Source organism: Cloacibacillus evryensis DSM 19522 (genome assembly GCF_000585335.1).
GTDB lineage: Bacteria > Synergistota > Synergistia > Synergistales > Synergistaceae > Cloacibacillus > Cloacibacillus evryensis.
In genome coordinates this window covers 2624320-2647952 of record NZ_KK073872.1, presented here as the reverse complement: position 1 = coordinate 2647952, position 23633 = coordinate 2624320, and the positions used below count along the sequence as shown (strand labels likewise).

Genomic DNA, 23633 nt, shown 5'->3' with positions numbered 1-23633 from the left:
TCTATTGCAATGGATAAAATGGGGTCTTGGAGAAAGGGGGCTTTAGAAAGATATATCATAGCAAAATAGGCAGGCAACATGAAATTTGGAGAGCATTGTTTATGAAGAATCTAGAGGAGGTAGAAATTTATGTCCCGTTCGAAAATTAGTATAGTAGCCGCATTCGTTTTTTGTCTTAGCCTTGTTTTATCTTGCTGCAGCAGTGCAGCGGCGGCACCGGTTTATCCTAAATTCGTTAAAATCGGCACAGGGTTCCCCGGAGGTATCTGGTATCCCGCTTCTGCCGTTCTGGCGTCAAAGCTGGAAGCCGCTTTGAAAAAAGCCGGCATAAATGCCCCCTGCTCAGTTCAGTCGACCGGCGGCGCTTTCAACGTCTCCGCCGTGCACGAAGGCAAAGAAATGGTGCTTACGCTGACCACCGCGCAGAACCAGTACCTGGCCTATAAGGGAATGGCTCCCTATGAAAAGCCGCTGACAAATCTGCGCGTGGTCGGAACCCAGGAACTGATGCTCGCGCAGCTGATCGTCCCGGAAAAATCCGATATCAAAAACATCAGCCAGCTGAAAAACAAGAAGGTCAACGGCGGCAAGCTCGCGTCAACCGACAGGATGATGATCGAGGCGCTCTTTAAGGCCTATGGCATGTCGTTTAACGATATCAAAGCCGCGGGCGGAGAGGTCATGGCCCTCGGATGGGACGACGCCTCCACGATGATGCAGGACGGACATATGGACTTCATCGGCACCTACGGCGGCCTTATGCCGAGCATCGTCAACCTTATCGTGCAGCCCGGCGTAAAATTCCTCAGCATAGACGACGCCCACGCCGATAAAGTGCTGGCCGACCCCTCGATGACCGGTTATGTAAAAGCCACAATGCAGCCTAACACATATGACCGTCAGAATTACCCCGTGAAGACCATCGCCATTCCCACGACCATAGTCTGCAACGCCGACCTTCCGGAAGATTTCGTCTATATCGTCACCAAGACCATTTATGAATCCGGATACCATAAAGATTCCTTTAAAGCCACGGAGGCGAGAGGCTGGCCGAAGATCTGTAATCCGCAGGACCTTCCCAAGGTAGCCAATATCCCTCTTCACCCCGGCGCGTTGAAGTATCTTAAAGAGAAGGGCATAAAAGTTAAATAAAAATATACGAGGGCACTTTTTCCAAGTGGGAAACAGCTCTCTTTTGCCGGGGCTGTTTCCCGCGTTTGAATTTTTATCAAGGCTTGACTGCCGCTCGCCGGATATGTTTTTCGTATCACGCGAGATAAATCACCGGTAAATAAAAGGCTTTTACGCGGCCATGATTATGCCTGGCGCCTTTGCGTCCGCTCCCATGCGTCGTTTACGGTTTTCAGGACATGAGGCCCGATGATATACGAAAGTTAAGCCGACAAGGATGTAAGGAAAAGGAGAAATTGAAATAATGGCTCACACAGAAGAATCTAACTCAACGACCGCATGGGGATGCCTGTTCAACGCCCGTAGGTTTGGGGCAAGAGAGCTGCTGGCTTTTCTCATCGTCGGCCTGTCTTTTGCTTTTGTCACCTTTCACCTTTATACTGGGATGTTCGGCCACCCGGAGGCGCATTTTTACAGGTCCCTGCATCTGACCGGCGTGCTGCTGCTATGTTTTACGCTCTTTCCGCTCAACAGAAAGTCGTGGAGCGATAAGCCAAATATTTGGACTGTGATCGACATCGCGTGCATCATCCTGTCCGTCGCGCTGGAAGTTTACTATCTCTGGGACATTGAAGCCTTTGAATTGCGGCAGGTGACCTCTCCCAACACGGCCGACATCTGCATGGGGGTCATCCTCTGGCTTCTGGTCCTGGAGGGCACGCGGCGCGCTCTGGGAGTGCCGATGGTGCTTATCGCCGTTTTCTTTACCTTCCAGGCGCTCTACAGCGAAAAAATGTTCTGGATCTTTTATGGGCCGAGCACTACACTTAAGTCGCTTGTTCTCGATATGTTCATGCAGGAGGGCGGTATTTTTGGCATGCCCCTCGGCACGATCGCCTCTTTCGTCGTCCTATTCCTGATATTCGGAGCTTTCATGGAAGAGACCGGCACCGGGCGTACCTTTACCGATCTGGCCCTGGGAGCCTTTGGCTCAAAAGTCGGCGGTCCCGCCAAAGCGGCGGTGGTCGGCAGCGCCTTCTTCGGCATGCTCTCGGGCAGTTCCTGCGCCAACGTCACCACCACCGGCACATTTACGATTCCTCTGATGAAAAGGGTCGGTTATGAGAGCACATACGCCGGCGGCGTTGAAGCCTGCGCTTCCACCGGCGGTATGTTCACGCCTCCCATTATGGGAGCGACCGCCTTCGTCGTCGCCGCTTACCTGGGCCTTTCCTACGCGACGGTGGCGCTGGCTGCCGCCATTCCCGCGCTGTGCTACTATTTTGCCCTTTTCGCCGCCGTGGACTTCCACGCCAGAAAGGCGAAGATTCCTCCTTTGAGCAAAGAGGAGATGCCGGTGGTGAAAGATGTCTTGAAGAATGGCGCGCATCTGCTGCTCCCGATCGGCCTCCTCGTCTATTTTCTTGTTTCAGGCTACACGGCCACTACGGCCTGTTTCTGGTCGATAGTCGGCCTGTTCATAGTCAGCTTCCTGAAAAAATCCAGCCGTCCCGGCGCCGAAAATATCATCTCCGTCTGCGAGGCGGCGGGCAAGGCGACGGTCGTGACCGCCATGGCCTGCGCCGCGGCGGGGATCATCGTCAGCTCTTCGACGTTATCCGGCGTAGGACTGAAATTGGGAACGCAGATCGTGAGCATTTCCGGCGGGCATCTGTGGCTGGCCATGCTTCTGGCTGCGGTCCTGGCCGTTATATTGGGCATGGGACTGACCACTACCGCGGTGTATATAATCATGGTCGTAACAGTCATCCCTCCCATTATGCAGATGGGCGTTCCCGCCCTGGCGGCTCACATGTACGCGCTCTTCTGGGGCGTGCTCTCAAATATTATTCCGCCTGTGGCGATCGCCTCTTTCACCGCGGCTGGCATAGCCAAGGCCGGCCCGATGAAAACCGCGGCCAGAGGATTCGTCATCGGCCTTCCGGGGCTTCTGGTCTTTGCGACCTTCGTATATAACCCCGGGCTGATCATGATCGGCACCGTCTCCGATATTGTCATTAACAGTGTCGGATGCCTGATAGCGGTAGTTTGCTTCGCGGCTGTTGTCGAAGGATATGCTTTTACGAAGATCAATATCCTTTTCCGCGCCATGTTGGCGGTCTGCTCCTTGATCTCCTTAAGCCCGCGCTGGGATCTGACCTTTGCGGGGCTGGCGGGGGGCGTGATCATCCTGACGCTCAATTATCTCGCTGCCAAAAAAGAAGATCTTAGTTTTGGACAGGGCCAAAAACAGGAGGTGTAATTGATAAGCTATGAAAAGAAAATATATTAGGTGGTCATTCTTGGTTGCTTTTGCGATTTTCGCGGTGATTATGAGGGAATCACGTTTACTGAATTTGCGCCCCGGCCTGTTTATCGTCCTCTGGCTGCTGGCCTCATATTCCGCCGTATTCGGCGTGGTCTATTTCCGTGATAAGAATATGGCAAAGGCAGGTTCTATCAGCGCCGAGGAGGCGAGGATCGACGTCGGCCTCGAATAGGGGACGGTCGTCGCTGTTCTGAGCTTATCGTTGATGACTGCATGTGTTTCCCGCACCTTGAAAAAATAATAGCCGGCAAGCAATGGAAATATCATCGCGTTAAACCAGTCAGCGCTTCAGCCTTCACTTCCGGCGATCTCCGAACAGTACCCGGAAAAATTTCAAACAACGACGGGGGCGCCCCTTTCCAGCGGGACTTTTTGTTTTGCCGCCTTGCTGGCGTTCCCGTCAGCTTCGTCTCCCCACGGCGCAGGCGGCGGAGGAACAAAAATATACAGGGATGCCCCCTTTCCTTCCGCCCATACCCGGGACGGCGAGCAATGAGGAGCTGCAAATATAATGAAATTGATATTGTACGCTATCAATTTTTATGATTAAAGTATAAAATATTTGCAGCTTAAAAATACGCGCCGCCGTAGTCGTATTGCCGCAGAGCGAATTGTTAATACAGAAAGGGGGGTGTCTCGATGTTTGTTCTTTTTCGCACTCAGGAGTGGAGTAAGCTTAACCTGCATTTTCATGAAGAGCAGGAAATCCTGCTGACGCTCTCCGGAGATGGTGAAATGTACATTAACAACGAGGTATACCCCATTCGGCGCGGTTCTCTGTTTGTCATAAATAATACGGATTTTCACCGCAGCGTGGGCAAAGACAACGAAGTACCCTACCAGTTCTGCCTGATCCACTTCGATCCGGAGGAGGTAAAGGGAGTCTCCACCGCAAATTTTGACCTTGCCGCCTGTTTTCGAGACCACCGGAATTTCAACCACCGCTGCCAGCTCGGCGAAGACGAGTTGGAAGGCTTGCTGAAACAGATCAAAAGACTCGCGTACTACCTTGACCCGGAGTGCTCCGCTTACGGCAGGGAAGTTTACAGCAAGATCTGCCTGTCCGAAATACTCATTTATATTAACTCGCTGTATGAGCCTACCATGAAGACGAGCCGGCTTCAGCGCAGCGAGAAATCTCCGGACAGGATAACTCCGGTCATCCAGTATATCCAGGAGCACTATGCCGAGGATCTTTCTCTGGACAGCCTCGCCGATATGTTCTTTATCAGCAAGTCGCATCTGTGACGCACCTTTAAAAGCGTGACGGGCATCACGTTAAGAACATACATCACCTACGTGAGGGTGTTCAAGGCCAAGGGACTTCTGCGGGAAGGCTACAGCGTGAACATTGTGGGCGAGATGGTGGGCTTCAAAAGCATAAGCTACTTTATCAGCACCTTTACCAAAATAGAGGGAATATCACCTAAACGATATTCAAAACTCCTGACTTCCTCGACGGAGTTCAGCTGGCGTACGGCAAAATCATAACGCATATATTCGACATCCTGGTCCTCATTCACCCTAAGTTTGTATCAGGTTTATGCCGGATGGCCGAGCGGCTCGAAATTAAACGATAAGGGATTGGCGCGAACTTTTTCGGCCAACCCTTTTTCTGTGATGCTTTGCGCCGCTTTAGACGGAATTACTGCATATTTATTTTATGAGGAGGATGAAAAAATGCCGATATTACTTGAAGAACAACTGAATTACCCTCTTCCGGCAATGCACAAAGTCCGGCAGAGTTTTGCCAGGCCGAGGCTTGACGATATCAAGGCGCAAATAGAACAAGAGATTACGAAAAAAGAAATTGCCGGGAAAATCAAGCCCGGCGCGAAGGTCGCCGTGGCGGTAGGCAGCCGGGGCATCAAGAACCTTGAAAAGATCGTGAAAGAGGTAATCGTACAAATCAAAAAACTTGGCGGCGAACCGTTCATCGTCTCCGCCATGGGCAGCCATGGCGGAGGTACGCCGGAGGGACAGCGGGAAGTTCTCGCCGCGTACGGGATCACGGAAAAGAATATGGGGGTCGAGGTGGTCACCTCGGTGGATGTGACCCACATAGGAAAAACGTCCGGCGGTATCAACGTATACTTTGACTCCGTCGCGCTGGGCGCTGATCTGGTCGTTCCCATCAACAGGGTAAAATTGCACACTGATTTCGTCGGGGAGATACAGAGCGGCATCTGCAAGATGCTGGTTATCGGACTTGGCAACCAAGTCGGCTGCACCTCGGTGCACGAGGCGGATTTTGACAATTTCGCCGATATTCTGATCGAGGCCGCGCAGATGATCATGGGACGCGCCCACGTCGGATTCGGCGTGGCGATACTTGAAAACGCCTATGACGAAACCGCGATGATCGAGGCTATCCCAGCCGAAAGGATCGTCGAACGGGAAAAAGAGCTGGTAAAAATCGCGAAAGGCAATATGCCTACGCTGATGATTCCCGACATAGACGTCCTGATAGTCGAAGAGATCGGCAAAAACATCTCCGGCTCCGGTTTTGACCCCAACATTCTCGGCAAAAGCTTCCTGCTCAAAAAATTCGTCCTGCCGGTGCCGAACATCAAGCGCATGGTCCTCTTTGACGTCACTGATGAATCTCACGGCAACGCCGTCGGCGTGGGCATTTTTGACGTGATAACACGTAAGGTTCGGAATAAGCTGGATCTTCCCCTGATGTACGCCAACGCGCTGGCCGTCAAATCGCCGGAAGGCTCGAAGATCCCGATCACCGCCGAATCGGAAGAAGAGGCGCTGCGCTTCGCCATTCAATTGGCCAGGGGAGCCGACAGGGACAGGCTGAAAATCGTGAAAATCAAAAACACGCTGGAACTTGGAATAATAGAGGTCTCCGACGCGCTGCTCGATCATGTGGCCTCTCATGAAAGACTGACGCTTGTTGATCCGGTGTCGTAATATGCGCGCAGCGTGGGCGGAGGTCAGCCTGGACCAGATCCGGAAAAATGTGAGATACCTCATGGGGCGCACGACACCTCCGACTAAATTGATGGGGGTCGTAAAGGCCAACGGTTACGGTCATGGAGTCATTCCCGTGGCGCGGGTCCTCGAGGCGGAGGGGGCAAGTTATTTTGCGGTGGCTATCCCGCAGGAGGGCATAGAACTTCGCGATGCGGGCTTCAGGGAGCCGATACTCATACTTGGACGTTCCTTTGACGAGGACTATCCTTTGGTGCTGGAATACGACCTGATGCCGGCGATCTTCTCGGCTGAGCAGGCACGCGTGCTGAACGAGGGCGCGGCTAAAGCCGGCAAGATCGCGTCGGTTCACATCAAAATAGACACCGGCATGGCTCGCCTTGGCTTTGTCCCCGGACCGGAGGCGATGGAAGAGATAGCGCGCATAGCGGCGATGCCCAACATCAGGATCGAAGGGATATTCTCGCATTTTGCGACTGCTTCCAGCGTCCGCGACGACAGCTATTGCCGCGGTCAGTTTGCTAAGTTCACGAGTTTTACCGACGAGCTTGAGGCAGCGGGGATAAAGATCCCGCTAAAACACATCAGCAACAGCGCCGCTGCGATCCTCTACCCGGAGATGCAGCTTGACATGGTGCGCCCGGGAATGGCGGTCTACGGCCTCTATGCCGGCCCCGAGTTTATGGGATTGCCGGGAGTTGAGGTATATCCCGCGATGGAAATAAAGGCGAAACTTGCCTCCGTAAAGAGAGTACCGAGCGGGACGAAGATCGGTTACGACGGGACTTTTGAGACAAAGCGGGAGTCATTGATAGGCGTGGTACCCATGGGCTACGTGGACGGCGTGCGCCGCAGCCTCGGAAACAAGGGGGCGGTGCTGCTGCACGGCAGGCGCTGCCCTATCGTCGGTAAGGTCTGCATGGATCAATTCATGATAGACATTACTGACTTGGACGATCCGCGCGAAAACGACGAGGTTGTGATAATCGGCAGACAGGAGGGCGAATACATTTCCGCGGAGGAATTCGCCGAGAGCTGCGGCAGCGTCTCTATCGAAGTTCTCTGTCAGCTTGGCAGGAGGATGCCGATAGTCTATAAATGAGTATGATGTCAGTTTTATGAGCCCGTATCTTCACGAGGGTATTAGTCGGGCAAAGATAAAGTATAGATAAGAACGCCGGGCTTTTCTCCCGATCTCATCAGGATTCGTTCTCTCGGCTATAGGACGGTGCAGTTTTTGTACCGTCCTATAGCCGTATCTGCCGACGGATGAATTTTGTTTGGCATGGCGGTCGTTTTTGTAAAGCGCAGAATATGCGGCTCCATCTGACGATTGTTTTGAGCTAATAGAGGTATTTTAAGAGCAAAAAACTAAAACATGGTTTTTATCTTTACTTGTAAAATTGACTTGGCTGGCGGAGAAAAGATTTTTACAAGTAATAACAAGCGGCATGCGGCGTATTGCGGAAGGCTGCAGTTGTCCGGATTGGCCGCGCAGGAGCGCGCGATTGAGTAATATGTCAACAAAAAATAATTTAAAGGTGGCTAAGTTATGCAGGACAAGAAGAAGATCGTTGTTTTGGATGGCTACACAGTACATTCGGATGATTTAAGCTGGAAAGAATTAGGCGCTTTGGGAGACCTGACCGTGTATGACCGCACGTCGCAGACGGACGAGCAAGAGGTGATAGACCGCATTGGCGACGCCGAATTGGTTTATACGAAAAAGGTGCCGATCACGAAAAATATTATCGACGCCTGCCCGAGCGTAAAATTCATTAATATGCTGGCGACGGGCTACAACATAATCGATGTCGCCTACGCGAAAGAGAAAGGCATCCCCGTCGCCAACATCCCGACTTATGGCACCGCCGCTGTGAGCCAGTATGCGATCGCGCTGATGCTGGAAGCCTGCCTCCATGTAGGCCATCACAGCGCGACGGTACATGAGGGAAAGTGGGAAAATAACGTCGACTGGTGCTATTGGGATTATCCGCTGATCGAACTGGAGGGAAAAACCCTGGGGATTTTAGGCCTCGGCAAGATCGGCGTCCATACCGCCGCTACAGCCGGCGCTCTCGGCATGAAGGTGCTGGCCTATGACCCTTATCCCACGAATGCCGGGCGCGCGGTGGCAGACTACGTTGATTTTGAAACGTTGCTTGCCTCCGCCGATATTATCGCGATGCATATGCCGCTCAACTCATTCAGTAAAGGGCTTATCAACAAGAGCAATATCGAGAAAATGAAGGACGGCGTGATCATCGTCAACAACAGCCGCGGACAGATAGTGGTTGAACAGGATCTGGCGGACGCGCTGAACTCAGGCAAGGTCGCCGCGGCGGCTGTCGACGTAGTCTCATCCGAGCCGATAACAGGCGATAACCCCCTTCTTCACGCCAAGAACTGCATTATCACGCCGCATATTTCCTGGGCTTCCAAAGAATGCCGGCAAAGGATCATCGATTGCGCCGTGGCCAATGCCAAGGCATATATCGCCGGCAAATGCATCAACATCGTCAATAAATAAGTTCTCATACTTTACCATAATCGCATCCTCCAAAGTTGCGCCCTCCCTCCCATTGTGGTAAGTATATTGTATAAAATAGCGTAAATATGTGCAGGCCGTGAAGAAGATCGCGGCCTGCGGCTCAAGGGGGAAACTGAAATGACGGTAAGCAAGCTTAATTTGGATGAAGTTCGCAAAAAATACGAAGGTTTGAAAAAACTTGGACTGAAGCTCGACATGTCCAGAGGAAAACCGGAGACGGCACAGCTCGACCTCTCAATTCCGATGCTTCACGCGCTGGATGACAATAATTTTATCAGCGAAAACGGTATGGATGTGCGCAATTACGGCGAATATAAAGGGATACCAGAGGTGCGCCGCCTTTTTGGCGAAATACTCGGCGTGCCGGCGGAGCAGGTCCTGGCAGGCGGAAGTTCGAGTATCAATATGATCTCAGACGCGCTTAAAAGATGTTTCATCAACGGCCCGATGCCTGGGTTCACGCCCTGGTCTAAGCTCGGCAAGGTTAAATTTATCTGCCCGGTTCCCGGTTATGACTGGCATTTCCACATCTGCGACACTTACGGGATAGAAATGCTCCCCGTGGAGACTCGCGAGGACGGCCCCGATATGGACGAGGTCGAGAGGCTGGCTAAGGACCCCGAAGTGCGCGGGATGATCTGCGTCCCGATGTATTCAAATCCCACAGGCTTTACGTATTCCGACGAGACCGTCGAGCGGCTTGCCGCGATGGCGGCGGTCCCGGATTTCCGCCTGATATGGGACAACGCCTATTGTATGCACCATCTGTACGACGACGAGCGGGATTCGCTCGCGAACATCTACGACGCCTGCGTCAGGCATGGGAACGCTGACAGGGTGCTCCTCTTCACATCCACATCTAAGATAACCTTTGCCGGCGGCGGCGTCTGCGCGATGGCGGCAAGCCCCGCGAATATCCAGTGCGCGGGCGACCTCATCCGCTATCAGCTCGTCTGTTATGACAAGGTGAACCAGCTTCGCCACACGCGCTTCCTGCCTGATAAGGAAGCCGTGGAAAAGCATATGCGGAAGCACGCTGATATCGTGCGCCCGAAGTTTGAGCTGGTGCTGCGGGAGCTGGAGCGCGAGCTCGGCGGCCTCGGCATCGCGCGTTGGGGCAAACCCAAGGGCGGATATTTCATCTGTTTTGAGGCGCAGAAGGGCAGCGCGAAAAAAATAATCCGCCTCTGTGAAGAAGCTGGAGTCAAGCTGACGCCGGCCGGCGCGACATACCCGCACGGCAGCGATCCGCAGGACAGCATAATCAGGATCGCCCCCACCTATCCGCCGCTGGAGGAGCTCCGGCAGGCTGTGGAGGTATTCACCACGGCTGTGAAGTTGGCGGCGGCCGAGAGGGCGTAGTTTACGGGAGCGCCGGAGAGAGCAAAGATGAATGGCATAGAGAGCATATCTGAAATGGAAAATACGCGCGCCGATGATATGACGCGCTCGCTGTTGCTGTTTAGAGAGAGCTCTCCCTGCTGGGACGAAGAAACGTTCCTTCTCGCCGGCAAAGCCCCTCATTTACTGCATGAACTTACGGCAAAAGGGCTGCTTAGAAAAGCCGGCGGCGGATATGTGCTTACGCCCGAAGGAGATATGGAGCGTCTTCGGTGCGCCGACCGCCTTCGTCTTACTGCCTTTGCCGCGGAAACTCCGTTCGATCCTAAGGAAGCGCTCTGGAACAACAGGCTTCGCCTCCTGATGGGGCGCGCCGTCCTCGGACGGCCTGGTTTCAACGGGTATTCTTTAGACGAGAAGATCCCCGTACTTCCGGGGCTTTCAAGAGGCGGCCTGTGGCGGTATGACGACGACGGGCGCGTCAGCTATCGCTGGCCGTCGCATCCGCTGGTAAAGTCGTTTTTGGCGAGATTTCCCCTGTGCGGCGCATCCGCGCGAGGGAGCGCCGCGCCGGGCGACGCGGCGATGTGGCGCTGGGCGGAGGCGGCCGGAGCGAAATTCTGCATCCAAAGTTTCAATATGGTGCTGAGGAGCCGCCGCTGTCACGAGACGCCGCACTTGCCGGAGGACATATTCTACATGAATAACGCGGACCGCCTCTTCTTCCTGCGCACCGCCGGCAAGAGCCATGAGGAGATATACGACGCCATCGGGCGGCTGCATCTGTTCCTGCTGGGACAACGTCATGTCTATCTTCCCGGTTATATGGACAGCGGTTCGTGCGGGCAGGAGAATAGAACGATGCTCGTATTGACGGCAGATAGCGAGGAAGAGCTGGCATCGCTTCGCAAACGCTGTCTGTCGGACGGCGAGAACCTGGTCGAGCCGGCCGGCCCGTTATTCATCGCCGGTACGAGCGTTGAACGGCTCCGTAAACAGGAGATGCCGGAGGATACCGTTTATGACTGGTTCTGCGAACGAAGCGTCGATCTCGTGAGATGCCGGGCGAGCGACAAAACCCGTGCCTGCAAGAGAGAATTGAGGCGCGGGAGGACGCGGAGAGAGACCGGTTTTCGCGGCGGCGAATTTGTGGGGCTCCCGGCGTATCCTTCGCAGGGGCCTTATGTCTCGTTGCCATGAGATCGAAAACCTTATCTGTATATCACATTCTTTGATGAAGAGATCCGCGCGGCGATCACAGCAAATAGAGCGGACGCCGGTCATGAAATCCTGCGAGGAGAATTGACCGGCGTTTTTCCGTTCCCTTCATTTTTTATCGACCCTTTGCGAATGGCTCATGGAGATGCTATTTTATTCAAGGTGACTTTTTACACATCCAAAAAAGGACGCAGTATGTGAATTATTATGCATAAGCATAAAGACATATCGCGGGAAATAAAATATACTAATACAGAAGGCATACTAGCATAAAGCTTGTTGTAAAGTTTTATGTAATCGACGAAGATAGAACATATGATCAAACCAACAGGAGGAATAATTAAAATGCCAAACGCGGCGATCAAAGCGGCAGCCTATTCACTAAACCATACACCCGAGCTCGGACTCTGGTATGGCAACACCCCCTTTGTAGAAAGGGAGACGCACCCCGATTCAGAATTCCTCAAAGAGCTTCCCAAGTATCAGCAGAACTATCACGAGGCGGCCAGCTACGCCCCGAACCTTACATACATCGGCGCCATGGAGATAGAGGATTTTGAGACGCGCCCCCAGCCCTGGTACAAAAACCTTGAACCGAAAGAGATCCGCTTCGGGAAATATGGCGAGATCATGCCGGAGGATGAAAGCCTCGCTTTTATCGACATCTGCGACGTCTTTGACCTTATTTGGCTTGAGAAGGACTTCGCCGCCGCCGCCAAAGAAAAGATAGCCAGGCATCCCCTGATGCGCGAGGATATCGTAGCGCGCCTCGAGGCCGGCCACGACGCGGCGGAGATAGAGAACGAAGTCAAGACTGCCGGCGCGCTGCCGCTCTATTTTGAGGGCAAGGTCGTCGGCTGCGCGAGGAGAGGCCATGAGGTCGACCCGAACCTCACCGCTTACGAGCTGCTGGTGAACATCACCTGCAAGGCGAGCGCCGTCCTTTCCCTGCTCCACCTGATACAGAACAGCGGCATGAAGCCCGAGGATATCGACTTTGTCGTCGAGTGCTCGGAAGAGGCTGCCGGCGACATGAACCAGCGCGGCGGCGGCAACTTCGCGAAGGCCATCGCCGAGATCGCGGGCTGCGCGAACGCCTCCGGCTGCGACGTGCGCGGCTTCTGCGCCGGTCCCGTCAACGCGGTGCTTGCCGGCGCGTCGATGGTTGCTGCCGGTACCCGCAAAAATGTCGCGGTCATCGCCGGCGGCGCGATCCCCAAGCTTTATATGAACGCGCGCGACCACGTCAAAAAGGAGCTTCCCGCTCTTGAAAACTGCATCGGCTCCTTCGGGATACTCATCGTTCCCGACGACGGCACGCTGCCCGTGATCCGCCTTGACGCGATCGGAAAACATACGGTCGGCGCGGGCGCTTCGCCGCAGACGGTCACCTCCGTCCTCACCTACGAGCCTCTCCAGAAGGTCGGACTTACATTTGCCGACGTAGACAAGTTCTCGCCCGAGCTCCATAACCCCGAGATAACGCTTCCCGCAGGCGCGGGTGACGTGCCGACGGCGAACTTCAAGATGATCGCGGCCCTCGCGGTGATGAAGAAGGCGATCGAGAAGGCCGACATGGTGAAGTTTACTAAGGAGCACGGCATGACCGGCTTCGTCCACACGCAGGGGCATATCCCTTCGGGCGTGCCCTTCATGGGACACGCCGCCGACGCCATCAACGCCGGCAAGATGACCCGCGCGATGATCATCGGCAAGGGCAGCCTCTTCCTTGGCCGCCTTACCAACCTGGCGGACGGTGCCTCGTTCCTCATCGAGAAGCCGCAGCCCAAGCAGGCGGAAGCCACGGTCAGCAAAGAAGAGATCCGCGAACTCATTCTTGAGAGCCTCGGAGAACTTGCCGCCAGCCTTAAGAAGTAAGGGGAAAGACAATGACAGATAACGCATCCGTAAAGGCCTTGATAGGCGATATACTGGGCGAGATAATAGAAGAGGCCAGAGAGGGCGGCGGCAAAAAGACCAAAGTCGGCCTTATGGCGTACGGCAGCGAGCTGGGGCAGGAAGAACTTTGCCTCGGCGCGCGGCTCGCGATGCAGAACGATCCCGGCGTTAAAGTTTTTTGCATCGGGCCGAAGCTCGCGGGTTTTGACGACCTCAACTGGATCGAGACGGCGGCGGACGAGCACGAGATATCCGCGGCCATGGAAAAGGCGCTCGGCGACGGGGTCATCGAAGGCGCGGTAGCCCTCCACTACCCGTTCCCGGTCGGTGTAACCACAATAGGAAAAGTTTTCACGCCCGGCAAAGGAAAGCCGTGTTTCGTAGCCTCCTCTACGGGCACGTCGTCCCCGGTCAGGACCGAGGCGATGCTCCGCAACGCCATCTACGGCATCGCGGTGGCAAAGTCCGCCGGAGTGGCCGAGCCGACAGTCGGCATCCTCAACCTCGACGGCGCGCAGACGGTGCTCCGCGCGCTCCAGAAGCTTAAGGACAACGGCTACGGGATCAACTTTGCCGACAGCATCAGAAAAGACGGCGGCGCGATCTTCCGCGGCAACGACCTGCTCGCCGGCGCGGCCGACGTCTGCGTAACGGACACCCTCACCGGCAACGTCCTCATGAAGCTCTTCGGAGCCTGGACGACCGGCGGCAACTATGAGGCGATGGGCTGGGGTTACGGTCCCTCCGCGGGAGAGGGCTGGAACAAAGTCATCTCGATCATATCCCGCGCCTCGGGCGCTCCCGTGATCGCCTCCGCGCTTTCGCTCAACGCGAGCGCCGCGAAGAACGGTCTTCCCGCGATCGTGGCGAAGGAGCTGGCCGCGGCCAAGGCCGCCGGACTAGACGAGCTGATCGAGGCTATGCAGCCCAAACAGGCGGCGGCTGAGGAAGATGTCAAAGCGCCTGCCGCCGAGCCGACCGACGAAGAGATCCACGGCGTCGACGTCCTTGAGATAGAGAACGCCGTCAAGGCGCTCTGGAAGGCGGGCATCTACGCAGAATCCTCAATGGGCTGCACCGGACCCGTCATCAAGTTTGCGAAGAAGAACGAGGAGAAGGTCAAGGGAGTTCTTACTGCCGCGAACTATCTCTAATAATACCGACAGCTTACTAAAAAACTTCCCATAAAAAGAGGCCCGCGCGTATATTTCGTTCGGGCCTCTCTTCTTCTGCGTATATGTATGCGCGGCGATGTTGCCGCGCCGGGCCTTATCCTGCGGGCCGCTATATATTTACATCCTTCAATATTTCGAGCCGTTCAAAGCTCACGTTGCCGCCGGAGATGAGCAGGCAGACCTTTTCGTCCTCCCTCACTTTGACGCGCCCCTCGAGCAGAGCTCCCGCGCCGATGCAGGAGGCCGGTTCCGCGAGCAGCTTGCCCTCCGTCAGCATCAGCTTCATACCTTTCTTGATATATTCTTCCGAAACGCAGACGACTTCGTCCGTATTGGCCGCGACGACGGGGAAGTTTTTAACGCCCGGCGTCTGCGAGACGAGCGCGTCGGCCACGGTGAGCCGCTGCGGGACGGTGACGCGCTCACCCGCGGCGAGGCTTTGCCTGTAGTGCGGCAGCAATTCCGGCTCCGCGCCCACGACGCGTATCCTTCCGCCGGAACGGGCCTTCAGAGCCGCGGAGACGCCGCCGAGCAGTCCGCCGCCGCTTACGGGTGAGATCACGCAGTCGAGCTCCGGACATTGTGCAAATATCTCAAGGCCGGCGGTTCCCTGTCCGGCCATTATCTCATAATCGTCAAAGGGCGGCGCCATCGTGCAGCCGCGTTCGCGGCATATTTCGCCGGCGATTTTAAAACGTTCGGAAGTTTCGCAGAGGACGACCTCCGCCCCCAGCTTTCCGATCGCGTCGATTTTATTTTGCGGCGCCGTGCGCGGCATGACGATGGTGCACTTCACGCCGAGCAGCCCCGCCGCGTAGGAGAGCGCCTTGCCGTGGTTGCCGGATGAGGCGGCGACGATCCCGCGGTCAAGCTGCTCGCGCGAAAGCGTCAGCAGCTTGTTGACCGCCCCGCGCAGTTTGAAGGAGCCGGTCTTTTGCAGCGATTCAAGCTTTGCGTAGACCTTGCAGCCAAGATAGGAGTCCAGATTTTGCAGCCTGATCAAAGGCGTTTCCACGATATATGGTGCGATACGCTTTTTTGCTTCTTCGATCTCAGTGATTGTCAACGGCATGTGAAGCCCTCCCTGTTTGATTTTCATATATCATACTGAACCGATAAATAATTGTAAAACGATATTTTAAGCTATAAAATATTCCTTGCAGGAATATTTAGGAGGTGTGTCATGGATATTGAATCTTTGAAATTCTTTATAGAGGTGCGAAATTCCGGCAATATCACCAACACGGCCAATGCCTTTTATGTAACGCAGTCCGCCGTGAGCAAAAGGCTCTCGATGCTTGAGGCGGAACTTGGCGTCCAGCTCTTTCAGCGCGGCAAAGGCAGATCCCGCGCGGTGATCACGCCGGCGGGGGAGTCATTTGCGGAGATCGCCGAGCGCATCCTGCTGCTCCACCGGCAGGCTCTGTCGCTGAAGTGCGGCGCGGAACGGCGGACGCTGACGATCGCCTGTATCAACAGCGTCCAGGATTATATCCTGCCGCCCTTCATCACCGAGATTCAGCGGAAGGATCGAAATTTGTGCGTGACAATAGAGGATCACCATTCGGTGGAAATATTCCCTTTGCTGGAAAAGAAGATGGTGGACATCGGCATCACGCAGGCCCCTGCGCCATTTCCCGACCTGCGTTCGCTCCTTCTCTTTCAGGAGGGCTACCGCGTCGTTATGCGTCCCTCCGGCACCGGCCTGCACGCAGGGGCGGTCCATCCGGAGCAGCTGCCCGCGGAGCATGAGATATTTGAGGCATTCGACAGCGAGTTCCAGCACTGGCATGATTACTGGTGGCGTCCGTCCGGCGCGAAGATCCGCGTAAACACGACGCCGACCGCGGAGCGTTATTTTTCAGACCCCGAGGACTGGATCATCGTCCCGGATTCCGTTGCGGTGAAGATGGAGCTGGACGGATTCGTGTCCTTCGCGCTGGCGGTAACGCCGCCTGTCCACCGCTGCTATCTCGTCTGCGGCAAGGACAACGGAGACGCCTCCGTGGAGGGCTTTGTCGAAGAGGCCCTCGCCTACTTCAAGGAAAAAGGCCGCCGCTATTGATTGGGCAGCCTCACATTCAGGCTGCATATTACATAGATCAGCGGCGCTTCGTCTCCGGGCCGCGCGTATTGGAAGATGATGCGGTTGCGCCCCGTGGCGGAGGCGTGATACCTGCGGGTCTCGGCTGCCGTCGGCGTCACGTTGGGCGAGACGGCCGGCCGCTGCGCGCTCGATGTCGATACGGGCGATATTCCCGGCGGCAGGGAATTATAGAGGCTCCACGAATATCCAGGCATAACTGGGGCGTCAAGCGTGACGGAAAAATCTCCGTCGAGCGCCGCATCGACGTTGATCTCCCGGACGTCGGTGCTCGCCGTCGTCGGCAGCGGCCTCTCCGTGATATAACGCCGCGCCGCCCAGGCATCGCCTGCCGAGAAAATGAGCAGCGTTATGGCCGCGAGCATAATGATTTTTTTCACCGCTTTTTCACCTCGCCCGGCATCCGTCCTATTCCTTCCAGCAGCCGATATGAAGAATGGAAGAATCTACTCCCCGGTGCGGCTCCTTCTCCTCGGCGGCGTGTCCGATGACGGCGATGCCGCAGACTTCCACCTCATCCGGCAGCTTGAGGAATTCCCTCACCGGAGGTTCTTTAGCGGCGCGCGCGTATACGCCGTACCAGAGGGAGCCGAGTCCCAGCTCCGTCGCCGCGATCAGCATATTTTCCATCGCCGCGGCGCAGTCTTCGAGCCAGCCGCTTCCCGGGCCGTAGCCCCGGCGGTCGCCGCAGACGGCGATAGCCCATTGCCCTTCAAGGAAGGGGCCTTTTTGGTCTATCCTTTCCGCGAGGGCAGCCATCGCCGCCTTATCAAGCAGAATGAAGCGCACGGGGCGCTTATTCATGGCGCTGGGCGCGGCGGCTCCGGCCTCGACTATCCTCATCGCACTGTCGGCGGGGACCTTTTCCGCCGTAAACTTTCTTATACTCCGGCGTTTCATGATTGCGGACGTCATATCCATCGCTCTCCTTCTCATTGATTTCACCCTCATTATATACAAAACAGAGGGAAAGTGGCCGCGACCGGCAAAAAAATAAAGCCCGTAATAATACCGCTATGTTAAAATATAGGTACAGCAAGACGGCGGCAGCAGAGTAAAAATAATGAAGGAGGACTATACAAATGGCACAGTACATGCACCTAGGCGTACCGGTGAAAACGCCGCAGCCCAACGAAGTCTATTCTCCGGAGATGAAACTCTTTCTTACCGATCCGAAGGACCACCCGTATCAGTATGAATGCCTGCGCTTCGAGCCCGATTCGCAGATGCCCGAAGATCTAAAGAATTACCCTCACGTGGCCTATAAGGTGGAGGATCTTGAGGGAGAGCTCGCAAAATGTGAAAAAATCGTCCTCCCCGCAACGCCGGTCGACGAAAAGACAAAGATCGCCTTCGCCTGGCGCGACGGGGTGCTCTTTGAGTTAATGGAATGCAAGGAATAAATCGGAGGAGGATAATAAAATGGCGATGAAAAAATTTATCAACGACTCGGAGACACTCACGAAGGAACTGCTCAAGGGCATGGCGCTTGCCTTCCCGGATAAGATCGAAGTGCGCGGGAACAATCTTGTCATCAACAAAAATATAGAAAAGGCCGACCGCGTCCATATCGTCACCCTTGGCGGCGCGGGCCATGAGCCGGCGCTCTCCGGCTTCGTCGGCGACGGCATGTTCGATATATCGGTCGTCGGCGACGTCTTCGCCGCCCCCGGACCGGCCGCCTGCTTTGAGGCGCTTTCCCTCGCCGCCGCGCCTAAAGGGGCGCTCTTCGTCGTGCTGAACCACGCGGGAGACATGATGACCGCCGAAATGACGATGGAACAGGTGGAGGACGCGGGGATCAAAGTGGCGCGCGTCACGACGCAGGAGGATATCTCGAACGCGCCGCGCTCCGACGGCGGCAACCGCCGCGGGCTCGTAGGCTGCATCCCCCTCGCGAAGATCGCCGGCGGAGCCGCCGCTATGGGCAGGGACCTTGAAGCGGTGCGCGCCGTCGCGCAGAAATTCGCCGACAACATGGCGACGATCGCCGTCGCCTGCCGCGGCGCCACTCACCCGGCAAACGGAGCCGAAATATCCCACTTTGACGACAAGGACATGGAGATCGGCATGGGACAGCACGGCGAGGGCGGCGGCGGGCGCATGACGATGAAGAGCGCGCGGGAGACCGCGGCGATCATGACCCAGGCCCTGCTTGACGACCTCTCCATCGAAAAGGGCGAGGAAGTCATGCTCATCGTCAACGGCTCGGGGGCGACGACGCTTATGGAACAGCTCATCGTCTTCAAAGACTGCGTCGAATATCTTAAAGACAAGGGCGTCAAAGTCGCTGCCTCACATGTCGGCGAGCTGCTGACGGTGCAGGAGGCGGCCGGCTTCCAGCTCTTCATGGCGCGCATGGACGACGAAATGATGAAATACTGGAAGGCTCCCTGCGACACGCCCTACTACACGGTGAAATAGAGCGGCAGGCGTGACAATGGAAAAACTTGAATACAGCCGTTTCGTAGAGATGCTCGGCAGCGCCGCGTCGGCGATCGCGGCGGCGAAGGACGAGCTTACGGAGCTTGATTCGCAGATAGGCGACGGCGACCACGGCACGACGATGGTAAAAGTGATGGAGAAGGTGCGGGAGACCGCCGAAAGCTATGGGGGCGGCGATTTCAAAGGAATGCTCTCGGCAGTCGGCATGGCCGTGCTCAATATGGGCGGCGGAGCCACCGTGCCGCTCTTCGGTTCCCTCTTCTCGGGCATGGCGCGCGCGATACCCGAAGGCGTGAGCGAACTGACGAAAGAGCAGCTTGCGGAGGCCCTCAAGAGCGGCGAAGCGCGGCTGCTGAAATTCTCCAAAGCCCCCCTCGGAGCTAAGACAATGGTAGACGCGCTGACACCAGCGGTCGCGGCCTTCGCGGAGTGCGGCGGCGATATCGCGGCGTCGCTCGAGGCGGCACGGCTCGCGGCACACGAGGGCTGTATGAAGACCAAAGACTACGTGGCGCACTTTGGCCGCGCCAAGAATCTCGGCGAACGCGCTCTCGGCGTCCCCGACCCCGGCGCGGTCTCCGTCTCGATCATATTCAAGGCTTTCGCGAAAACGGCGGCGGAGAACTAAGGAGAATTTAAGATGGCAGACAAGATAGGAAATATATTGGCGAAAGACTACGGCCTCGACAGGCCGGTGGAACAGAAGAGCTTCTACGTCAAAGGCGCCGAACACTGCGACTGGGGCATGAAGGACCGCCTGTCGCGTATCTTCGACCCCAAGAGCGGGCGCACCGTCATGCTCGCCTTCGACCACGGATACATCATGGGGCCGACGGCGGGGCTTGAACGCCTTGACCTTGCGATCCCTCCGCTCGCGCCCTACGCCGACGTGCTGATGGCGACGCGCGGGGCGATAAAAACCTGCGTGCCCCCCACCTTCAATAAGGCGATCGCGCTGCGCAGCACCACCGACACCAGCGTGCTGCACGAGGATCTGAGCTTCGGGCGCATAGGCGTGGACGTTGAGGACGCCATCCGCCTCAACGCCTCCTGCATCGTCGTCCAGACCTTCGTCGGCTCAAAAAACGAAGTGGGGAGCTTCAAAAACCTCAGCGATATGATCAACGCCGGAAACCGCTACGGCATCCCCGTGATGGGCGTGACGGCAGTCGGCAAAGAGATGGAGCGCACAAAGCGCTACTTCCAGCTCGCGACGCGCATCCTGGCCGAACTCGGCGCGCAGATAATCAAGACCTACTACTGCGATGGCTTCGAGGAGGTTACCGCGGCCTGTCCTGTGCCGATCGTCATCGCGGGCGGCAAAAAGACCCCCGAAAAGGAGGCGCTGGAGATGGCCTACAACGCCATCCGTGATGGCGCAGCGGGCGTCGATATGGGGCGCAACATCTTCCAGTCGGAGAACCCGGCGGCGATGCTGCAGGCGGTGCGGGCCGTAGTGCACGAAAAGGCGACGGCGGCGGAGGGTTACGATCTTTTCCTCTCCCTGCTGTAAATCGGCGTAAATCGGCGTAAATCGGCGTTTATACGCACGACTAACTTCATAACCGAGGGCCTGCCAATGCTCACCGCACACTAGTGCGCCTCCGCTTGGCAGGCCCTCGGTTATTTCGTTATTCGCACGTCTAAACGCCGATTTACTCGATTGGGAGGGAACGATAAACTGCGATTTAGCGGGCATCCACAAAAACAATTTGTCGATATTCAGCGATTTTTAGTGTTTGCTCTTAAAGGCTCCCTCTCCGAGGGGGCTGGCTCGGCGGTGTTTTTCCGCCGAGACTGGAGGAGTTTTGACCTTGGGTTTTGTGTTGCTCTTGATCTTATCTTCTTTCGCCTCTTCAGTGGGAGAAGATAAGGCCAGAACAAAAACAAAACCCAAGGTCAACTCTCCCTCACCCCGCTTCGCGGGGAGCTCCCTCGGCTGAACAGAGTCCCGAAAATAGGACAGCCAAATAAAGCCCCTGGATTATAATAAAACTAAATACATATAAAGGGGGCTCTTCTATGCGTAAACGTAAAACAGAAGAAAGAATAAAAGCAATTGAGATGCACAAACAGGGAATTCCACGAAGGCGGATTGCTGAAGAACTTGGTGTTAGTCATGATTCTGTTAAAACATGGATATCTTTATATAAGAGCGGACAGAAGGACTTACTGGATGATACAAGGAAAAAAAGAACCTACAGCAAGGCTGTAAAACTTGAAGCTGTTTCGGCTCATTTAGAAGAGGGACGTACTATGGTAGATGTTACCTCATCTTTTAACATTTCAAGTCCCTCTCTTTTAAGACGATGGTGTAAGGAATTTATCGAACAAGGGGATATTTCTAGTTCAAAACAAGACTGTCCAGATAAGAAATTGGAAGTTACAAATAGCATAGAAAAGATTAAAGAGCTGGAAATGCAGGTCGATGTATTAAAAAAAGCCTTAGAGCTGCAAAGGTGGTGATAGAAAGAAATATTAAATACAGAATCATTTTTGAATTTTCAACAAAACATTCTGTCTGTGTAATGTGTAGATTTTTGTCCGTATCTCGTTCGACATACTACAGTTGGCTAAAGCGGCGTGGAATGGAAGATAAAGACGGTCCTCTCATAGAAGCAATAAGAACGGGACAGAATATCAACAAAAACACTTATGGGTACAGGCGAATGACTCTGTGGCTCAACAACTTCATTGGCATTCATGTAAACAATAAGAGGGAAGGCGTGTTATGAAAAAAGCGGGACTTCAAGCGGAAATAAGAAAAAAGAAAAAGTTTAAAGTGATGTCAGGAAATATCCACAGCTATGAGAATATCCTGAACAGAGAATTTCGTTCCGACAGACCAAACCAGAAACTGGTTACTGATATCACATATATACGAACAAAAAAGGGTAATATATTCCTCTCCATGATAAAAGATCTCTTTGATAATTCCATACAGGGATATCAAATCAGTCGTAATAATAATATTAAGTTAGTAAGCGATACATTGAAGAAAGCATTTGAAAATAATAATAAGGTGGTCGCTGATGGACCAATCCTCCACAGCGACCAGGGGTTTCAATATACAAGCCATGCATATTTCAACCTGACACAAAGATACGGACTCAAGGTCTCGATGTCAAGGAAAGGAAATTGTTTGGATAATGCCTGTGCAGAAAACTTCTTTAGTCACATTAAATCAGAACTCGTCAACCGAGTAAAATGGGAGAACTACGAGGAGGCCAAAGATGCTATAGACGAATATATAAGGTATTATAATAACGACAGGATACAGATAAAATTGAAAAAGGCTCCGATGCAATATCGAAGTCTCTTTATTGAATAAATTTTTGATACCCTTGGGAGCTTTTATAGCGTTGTCCGGTTTGCGGGACTCTGTTCATCCGAGGGAGCCTTTTAAAAAGATAAACCAAGCCAACAATCATAGGCTCCGGCTCGGAGGCCGGAGCGACGGGAGGGCAGAGCGGTAAATCGCAGTTTATCGTTCACTTCCTATCGCATAAAACGCTATTTATCAGGTTTCGCGGACGCTGCCGTCGGCGGAGATCATCTTTTTGACGTACTCAATGAAGCGCCGGCAGGCGGGGGAGGCGTCGGCGAAGGAGGGGACGCAGAGGGCGAGGTCCCTGCTCACCTCGGGGACCAGCGGCAGCGTGACGCCGCGCCCGCTGTAGCTGCGCATGACGAGCTCGGGCAGGATGCTCACGCCGAGGCCGTTTTCCACCATTGAAAAGACGGTATGGTCGTCGTGCGACGTGAATTTTATATTGGGAGTCAGGGAGTGCTTTTTCAAGATCCTGTTCGTATCGTAGTCGAAACCATGCGTTACGAGGATGAAATCAACTCCGTTGAAGGCTTCCAGCGGGAATTTTTTCTCGCCCGCCATCGGGTGTCCTTTAGGCAGGATCGCGAGAAAAGGGTCCTTTCTCAGCAAGATGCGGTCGAAGCTGCGCCCCGGCTGCACGCTCATAAAGGTAAGGTCGACGGCTCCCTCTTCGAGCGCGCTCTCGAGCGCGCTGATGCCGCCCTCGGTTATGTCTATGCTGATGTTGGGGTAATCCTCCTGGAAGCGTCTGATTATCTTCGGCAGCCAGTGGATGGCGATACTGGTGAAGGAGCCGATGCGCAGTTGTCCGCGTATGAGGCCGTTGATGGCGCTGACGGTCTGCCCGAGGCTTTCGTTCCACTTCACGATCTCGCGCAGGGCAGGGATCACGCGCTCTCCGTCTGGGGTGAGGCTTACGCCGTCGCGCCCGCGCAGAAAGATGCGGAAGCCGAAATCCTCCTCCACGCTCTTTATCATGTGGCTGACGCCGGACTGCGTATAACCGAAGCTCTCTCCCGCCTTGGTCAAATTCCCGCATTCTGCGGCTTTGATGATCACTTCATATTTTCTGATATCCACGGGACGCCTCCCTCTGTCGTTTATCTTTTTAAGCTTTTGCCTATATAATATACCAAGTTATAAAAGGAAGGCAGGGGGCAATGCGC

24 protein-coding genes are annotated in these 23633 nt (G+C 54.9%); 20 read left to right on the top strand and 4 right to left on the bottom strand.

Annotated features, from left to right (window positions below; all coding sequences use genetic code 11):
* Positions 1-129: 129 nt before the first annotated feature.
* The 12 genes from CLOEV_RS11865 (at position 130) to grdD (ending at position 14566) form a co-directional block, all read left to right on the top strand.
* Positions 130-1152, top strand: a complete 1023-nt coding sequence (locus CLOEV_RS11865; RefSeq protein ID WP_084482378.1) for a TAXI family TRAP transporter solute-binding subunit — start codon at positions 130-132, stop codon at positions 1150-1152.
* Between the two features lie 283 nt (positions 1153-1435).
* Positions 1436-3394 (top strand): TRAP transporter permease, encoded by a 1959-nt coding sequence (locus tag CLOEV_RS11860; protein ID WP_051485058.1) that lies wholly within the window; start codon positions 1436-1438, stop codon positions 3392-3394.
* 40 nt (positions 3395-3434) lie between these two features.
* The gene (locus CLOEV_RS11855; protein WP_008713196.1) at positions 3435-3632 is read left to right on the top strand and encodes a hypothetical protein; all 198 of its coding nucleotides are present in this window, start codon (positions 3435-3437) and stop codon (positions 3630-3632) included.
* Between the two features lie 467 nt (positions 3633-4099).
* Complete coding sequence (locus CLOEV_RS11850; RefSeq protein ID WP_034443945.1) at positions 4100-4708, top strand: AraC family ligand binding domain-containing protein; 609 nt, start codon at positions 4100-4102, stop codon at positions 4706-4708.
* A gap of 15 nt (positions 4709-4723) precedes the next feature.
* Positions 4724-4951: a helix-turn-helix domain-containing protein gene (locus tag CLOEV_RS17565; protein WP_083829755.1), complete on the top strand. Its 228-nt coding sequence runs from the start codon at positions 4724-4726 to the stop codon at positions 4949-4951.
* 189 nt (positions 4952-5140) lie between these two features.
* Positions 5141-6382: a nickel pincer cofactor-dependent isomerase, group 22 gene (locus CLOEV_RS11840; protein ID WP_034443939.1), complete on the top strand. Its 1242-nt coding sequence runs from the start codon at positions 5141-5143 to the stop codon at positions 6380-6382.
* 1 nt (position 6383) lies between these two features.
* Positions 6384-7505: an alanine racemase gene (gene alr / locus CLOEV_RS11835; RefSeq protein ID WP_034443937.1), complete on the top strand. Its 1122-nt coding sequence runs from the start codon at positions 6384-6386 to the stop codon at positions 7503-7505.
* 450 nt (positions 7506-7955) lie between these two features.
* Entirely contained in the window at positions 7956-8933 is a 978-nt protein-coding gene (locus CLOEV_RS11830) for a D-2-hydroxyacid dehydrogenase (protein ID WP_008713188.1), read from the top strand.
* Positions 8934-9071: 138 nt separating this feature from the next.
* A complete protein-coding gene (locus tag CLOEV_RS11825; RefSeq protein ID WP_008713186.1) occupies positions 9072-10316 on the top strand; it encodes an aspartate aminotransferase type Ic in 1245 nt (414 codons plus the stop codon).
* A 27-nt stretch (positions 10317-10343) separates the two neighbouring features.
* On the top strand, positions 10344-11495 hold the full coding sequence (locus CLOEV_RS11820; protein ID WP_008713184.1) for a hypothetical protein: 1152 nt from the start codon (positions 10344-10346) through the stop codon (positions 11493-11495).
* A 363-nt stretch (positions 11496-11858) separates the two neighbouring features.
* Entirely contained in the window at positions 11859-13391 is a 1533-nt protein-coding gene (gene grdC, locus CLOEV_RS11815) for a glycine/sarcosine/betaine reductase complex component C subunit beta (protein ID WP_008713182.1), read from the top strand.
* A gap of 11 nt (positions 13392-13402) precedes the next feature.
* Positions 13403-14566, top strand: coding sequence for a glycine/sarcosine/betaine reductase complex component C subunit alpha (gene grdD / locus CLOEV_RS11810; RefSeq protein ID WP_008713179.1), 1164 nt, complete (start codon positions 13403-13405; stop codon positions 14564-14566).
* Between the two features lie 130 nt (positions 14567-14696).
* Here grdD and CLOEV_RS11805 read toward each other — a convergent pair whose 3' ends face one another.
* Entirely contained in the window at positions 14697-15659 is a 963-nt protein-coding gene (locus CLOEV_RS11805; RefSeq protein WP_034443934.1) for a threonine ammonia-lyase, read from the bottom strand.
* 111 nt (positions 15660-15770) lie between these two features.
* On the opposite strand from CLOEV_RS11805, the gene CLOEV_RS11800 reads away from it, so the two are divergent.
* Entirely contained in the window at positions 15771-16652 is an 882-nt protein-coding gene (locus CLOEV_RS11800) for a LysR family transcriptional regulator (protein WP_008713176.1), read from the top strand.
* On the opposite strand, the gene CLOEV_RS11795 is transcribed toward CLOEV_RS11800, so the two are convergent.
* Both CLOEV_RS11795 and CLOEV_RS11790 read right to left on the bottom strand, forming a co-directional pair.
* On the bottom strand, positions 16646-17071 hold the full coding sequence (locus CLOEV_RS11795) for a hypothetical protein (RefSeq protein ID WP_008713174.1): 426 nt from the start codon (positions 17069-17071) through the stop codon (positions 16646-16648). The genes CLOEV_RS11800 and CLOEV_RS11795 overlap by 7 nt on opposite strands.
* Before the next feature lie 28 nt (positions 17072-17099).
* Entirely contained in the window at positions 17100-17606 is a 507-nt protein-coding gene (locus CLOEV_RS11790) for a nitroreductase family protein (protein ID WP_008713171.1), read from the bottom strand.
* A gap of 167 nt (positions 17607-17773) precedes the next feature.
* On the opposite strand from CLOEV_RS11790, the gene CLOEV_RS11785 reads away from it, so the two are divergent.
* The 7 genes from CLOEV_RS11785 (at position 17774) to CLOEV_RS11760 (ending at position 22467) form a co-directional block, all read left to right on the top strand.
* Positions 17774-18094: a VOC family protein gene (locus tag CLOEV_RS11785; protein ID WP_008713168.1), complete on the top strand. Its 321-nt coding sequence runs from the start codon at positions 17774-17776 to the stop codon at positions 18092-18094.
* Between the two features lie 19 nt (positions 18095-18113).
* Complete coding sequence (locus CLOEV_RS11780; protein WP_034443928.1) at positions 18114-19115, top strand: dihydroxyacetone kinase subunit DhaK; 1002 nt, start codon at positions 18114-18116, stop codon at positions 19113-19115.
* 16 nt (positions 19116-19131) lie between these two features.
* A complete protein-coding gene (dhaL, locus tag CLOEV_RS11775) occupies positions 19132-19764 on the top strand; it encodes a dihydroxyacetone kinase subunit DhaL (RefSeq protein ID WP_034443925.1) in 633 nt (210 codons plus the stop codon).
* A gap of 12 nt (positions 19765-19776) precedes the next feature.
* Complete coding sequence (lsrF, locus tag CLOEV_RS11770; RefSeq protein ID WP_034443922.1) at positions 19777-20649, top strand: 3-hydroxy-5-phosphonooxypentane-2,4-dione thiolase; 873 nt, start codon at positions 19777-19779, stop codon at positions 20647-20649.
* Between the two features lie 509 nt (positions 20650-21158).
* Positions 21159-21602, top strand: coding sequence for a transposase (locus tag CLOEV_RS11765; RefSeq protein ID WP_034441551.1), 444 nt, complete (start codon positions 21159-21161; stop codon positions 21600-21602).
* A 62-nt stretch (positions 21603-21664) separates the two neighbouring features.
* Positions 21665-21871 (top strand): IS3 family transposase, encoded by a 207-nt coding sequence (locus CLOEV_RS17560; protein ID WP_425393616.1) that lies wholly within the window; start codon positions 21665-21667, stop codon positions 21869-21871.
* Positions 21868-22467: an IS3 family transposase gene (locus CLOEV_RS11760; RefSeq protein ID WP_156938412.1), complete on the top strand. Its 600-nt coding sequence runs from the start codon at positions 21868-21870 to the stop codon at positions 22465-22467. Before CLOEV_RS17560 ends, CLOEV_RS11760 begins: the two co-directional genes overlap by 4 nt.
* A 189-nt stretch (positions 22468-22656) precedes the next feature.
* Here the strand turns inward: CLOEV_RS11760 and CLOEV_RS11755 are convergent, their stop codons facing one another.
* Positions 22657-23547, bottom strand: a complete 891-nt coding sequence (locus CLOEV_RS11755; protein ID WP_008713158.1) for a LysR family transcriptional regulator — start codon at positions 23545-23547, stop codon at positions 22657-22659.
* Between the last annotated feature and the right edge of the window lie 86 nt (positions 23548-23633).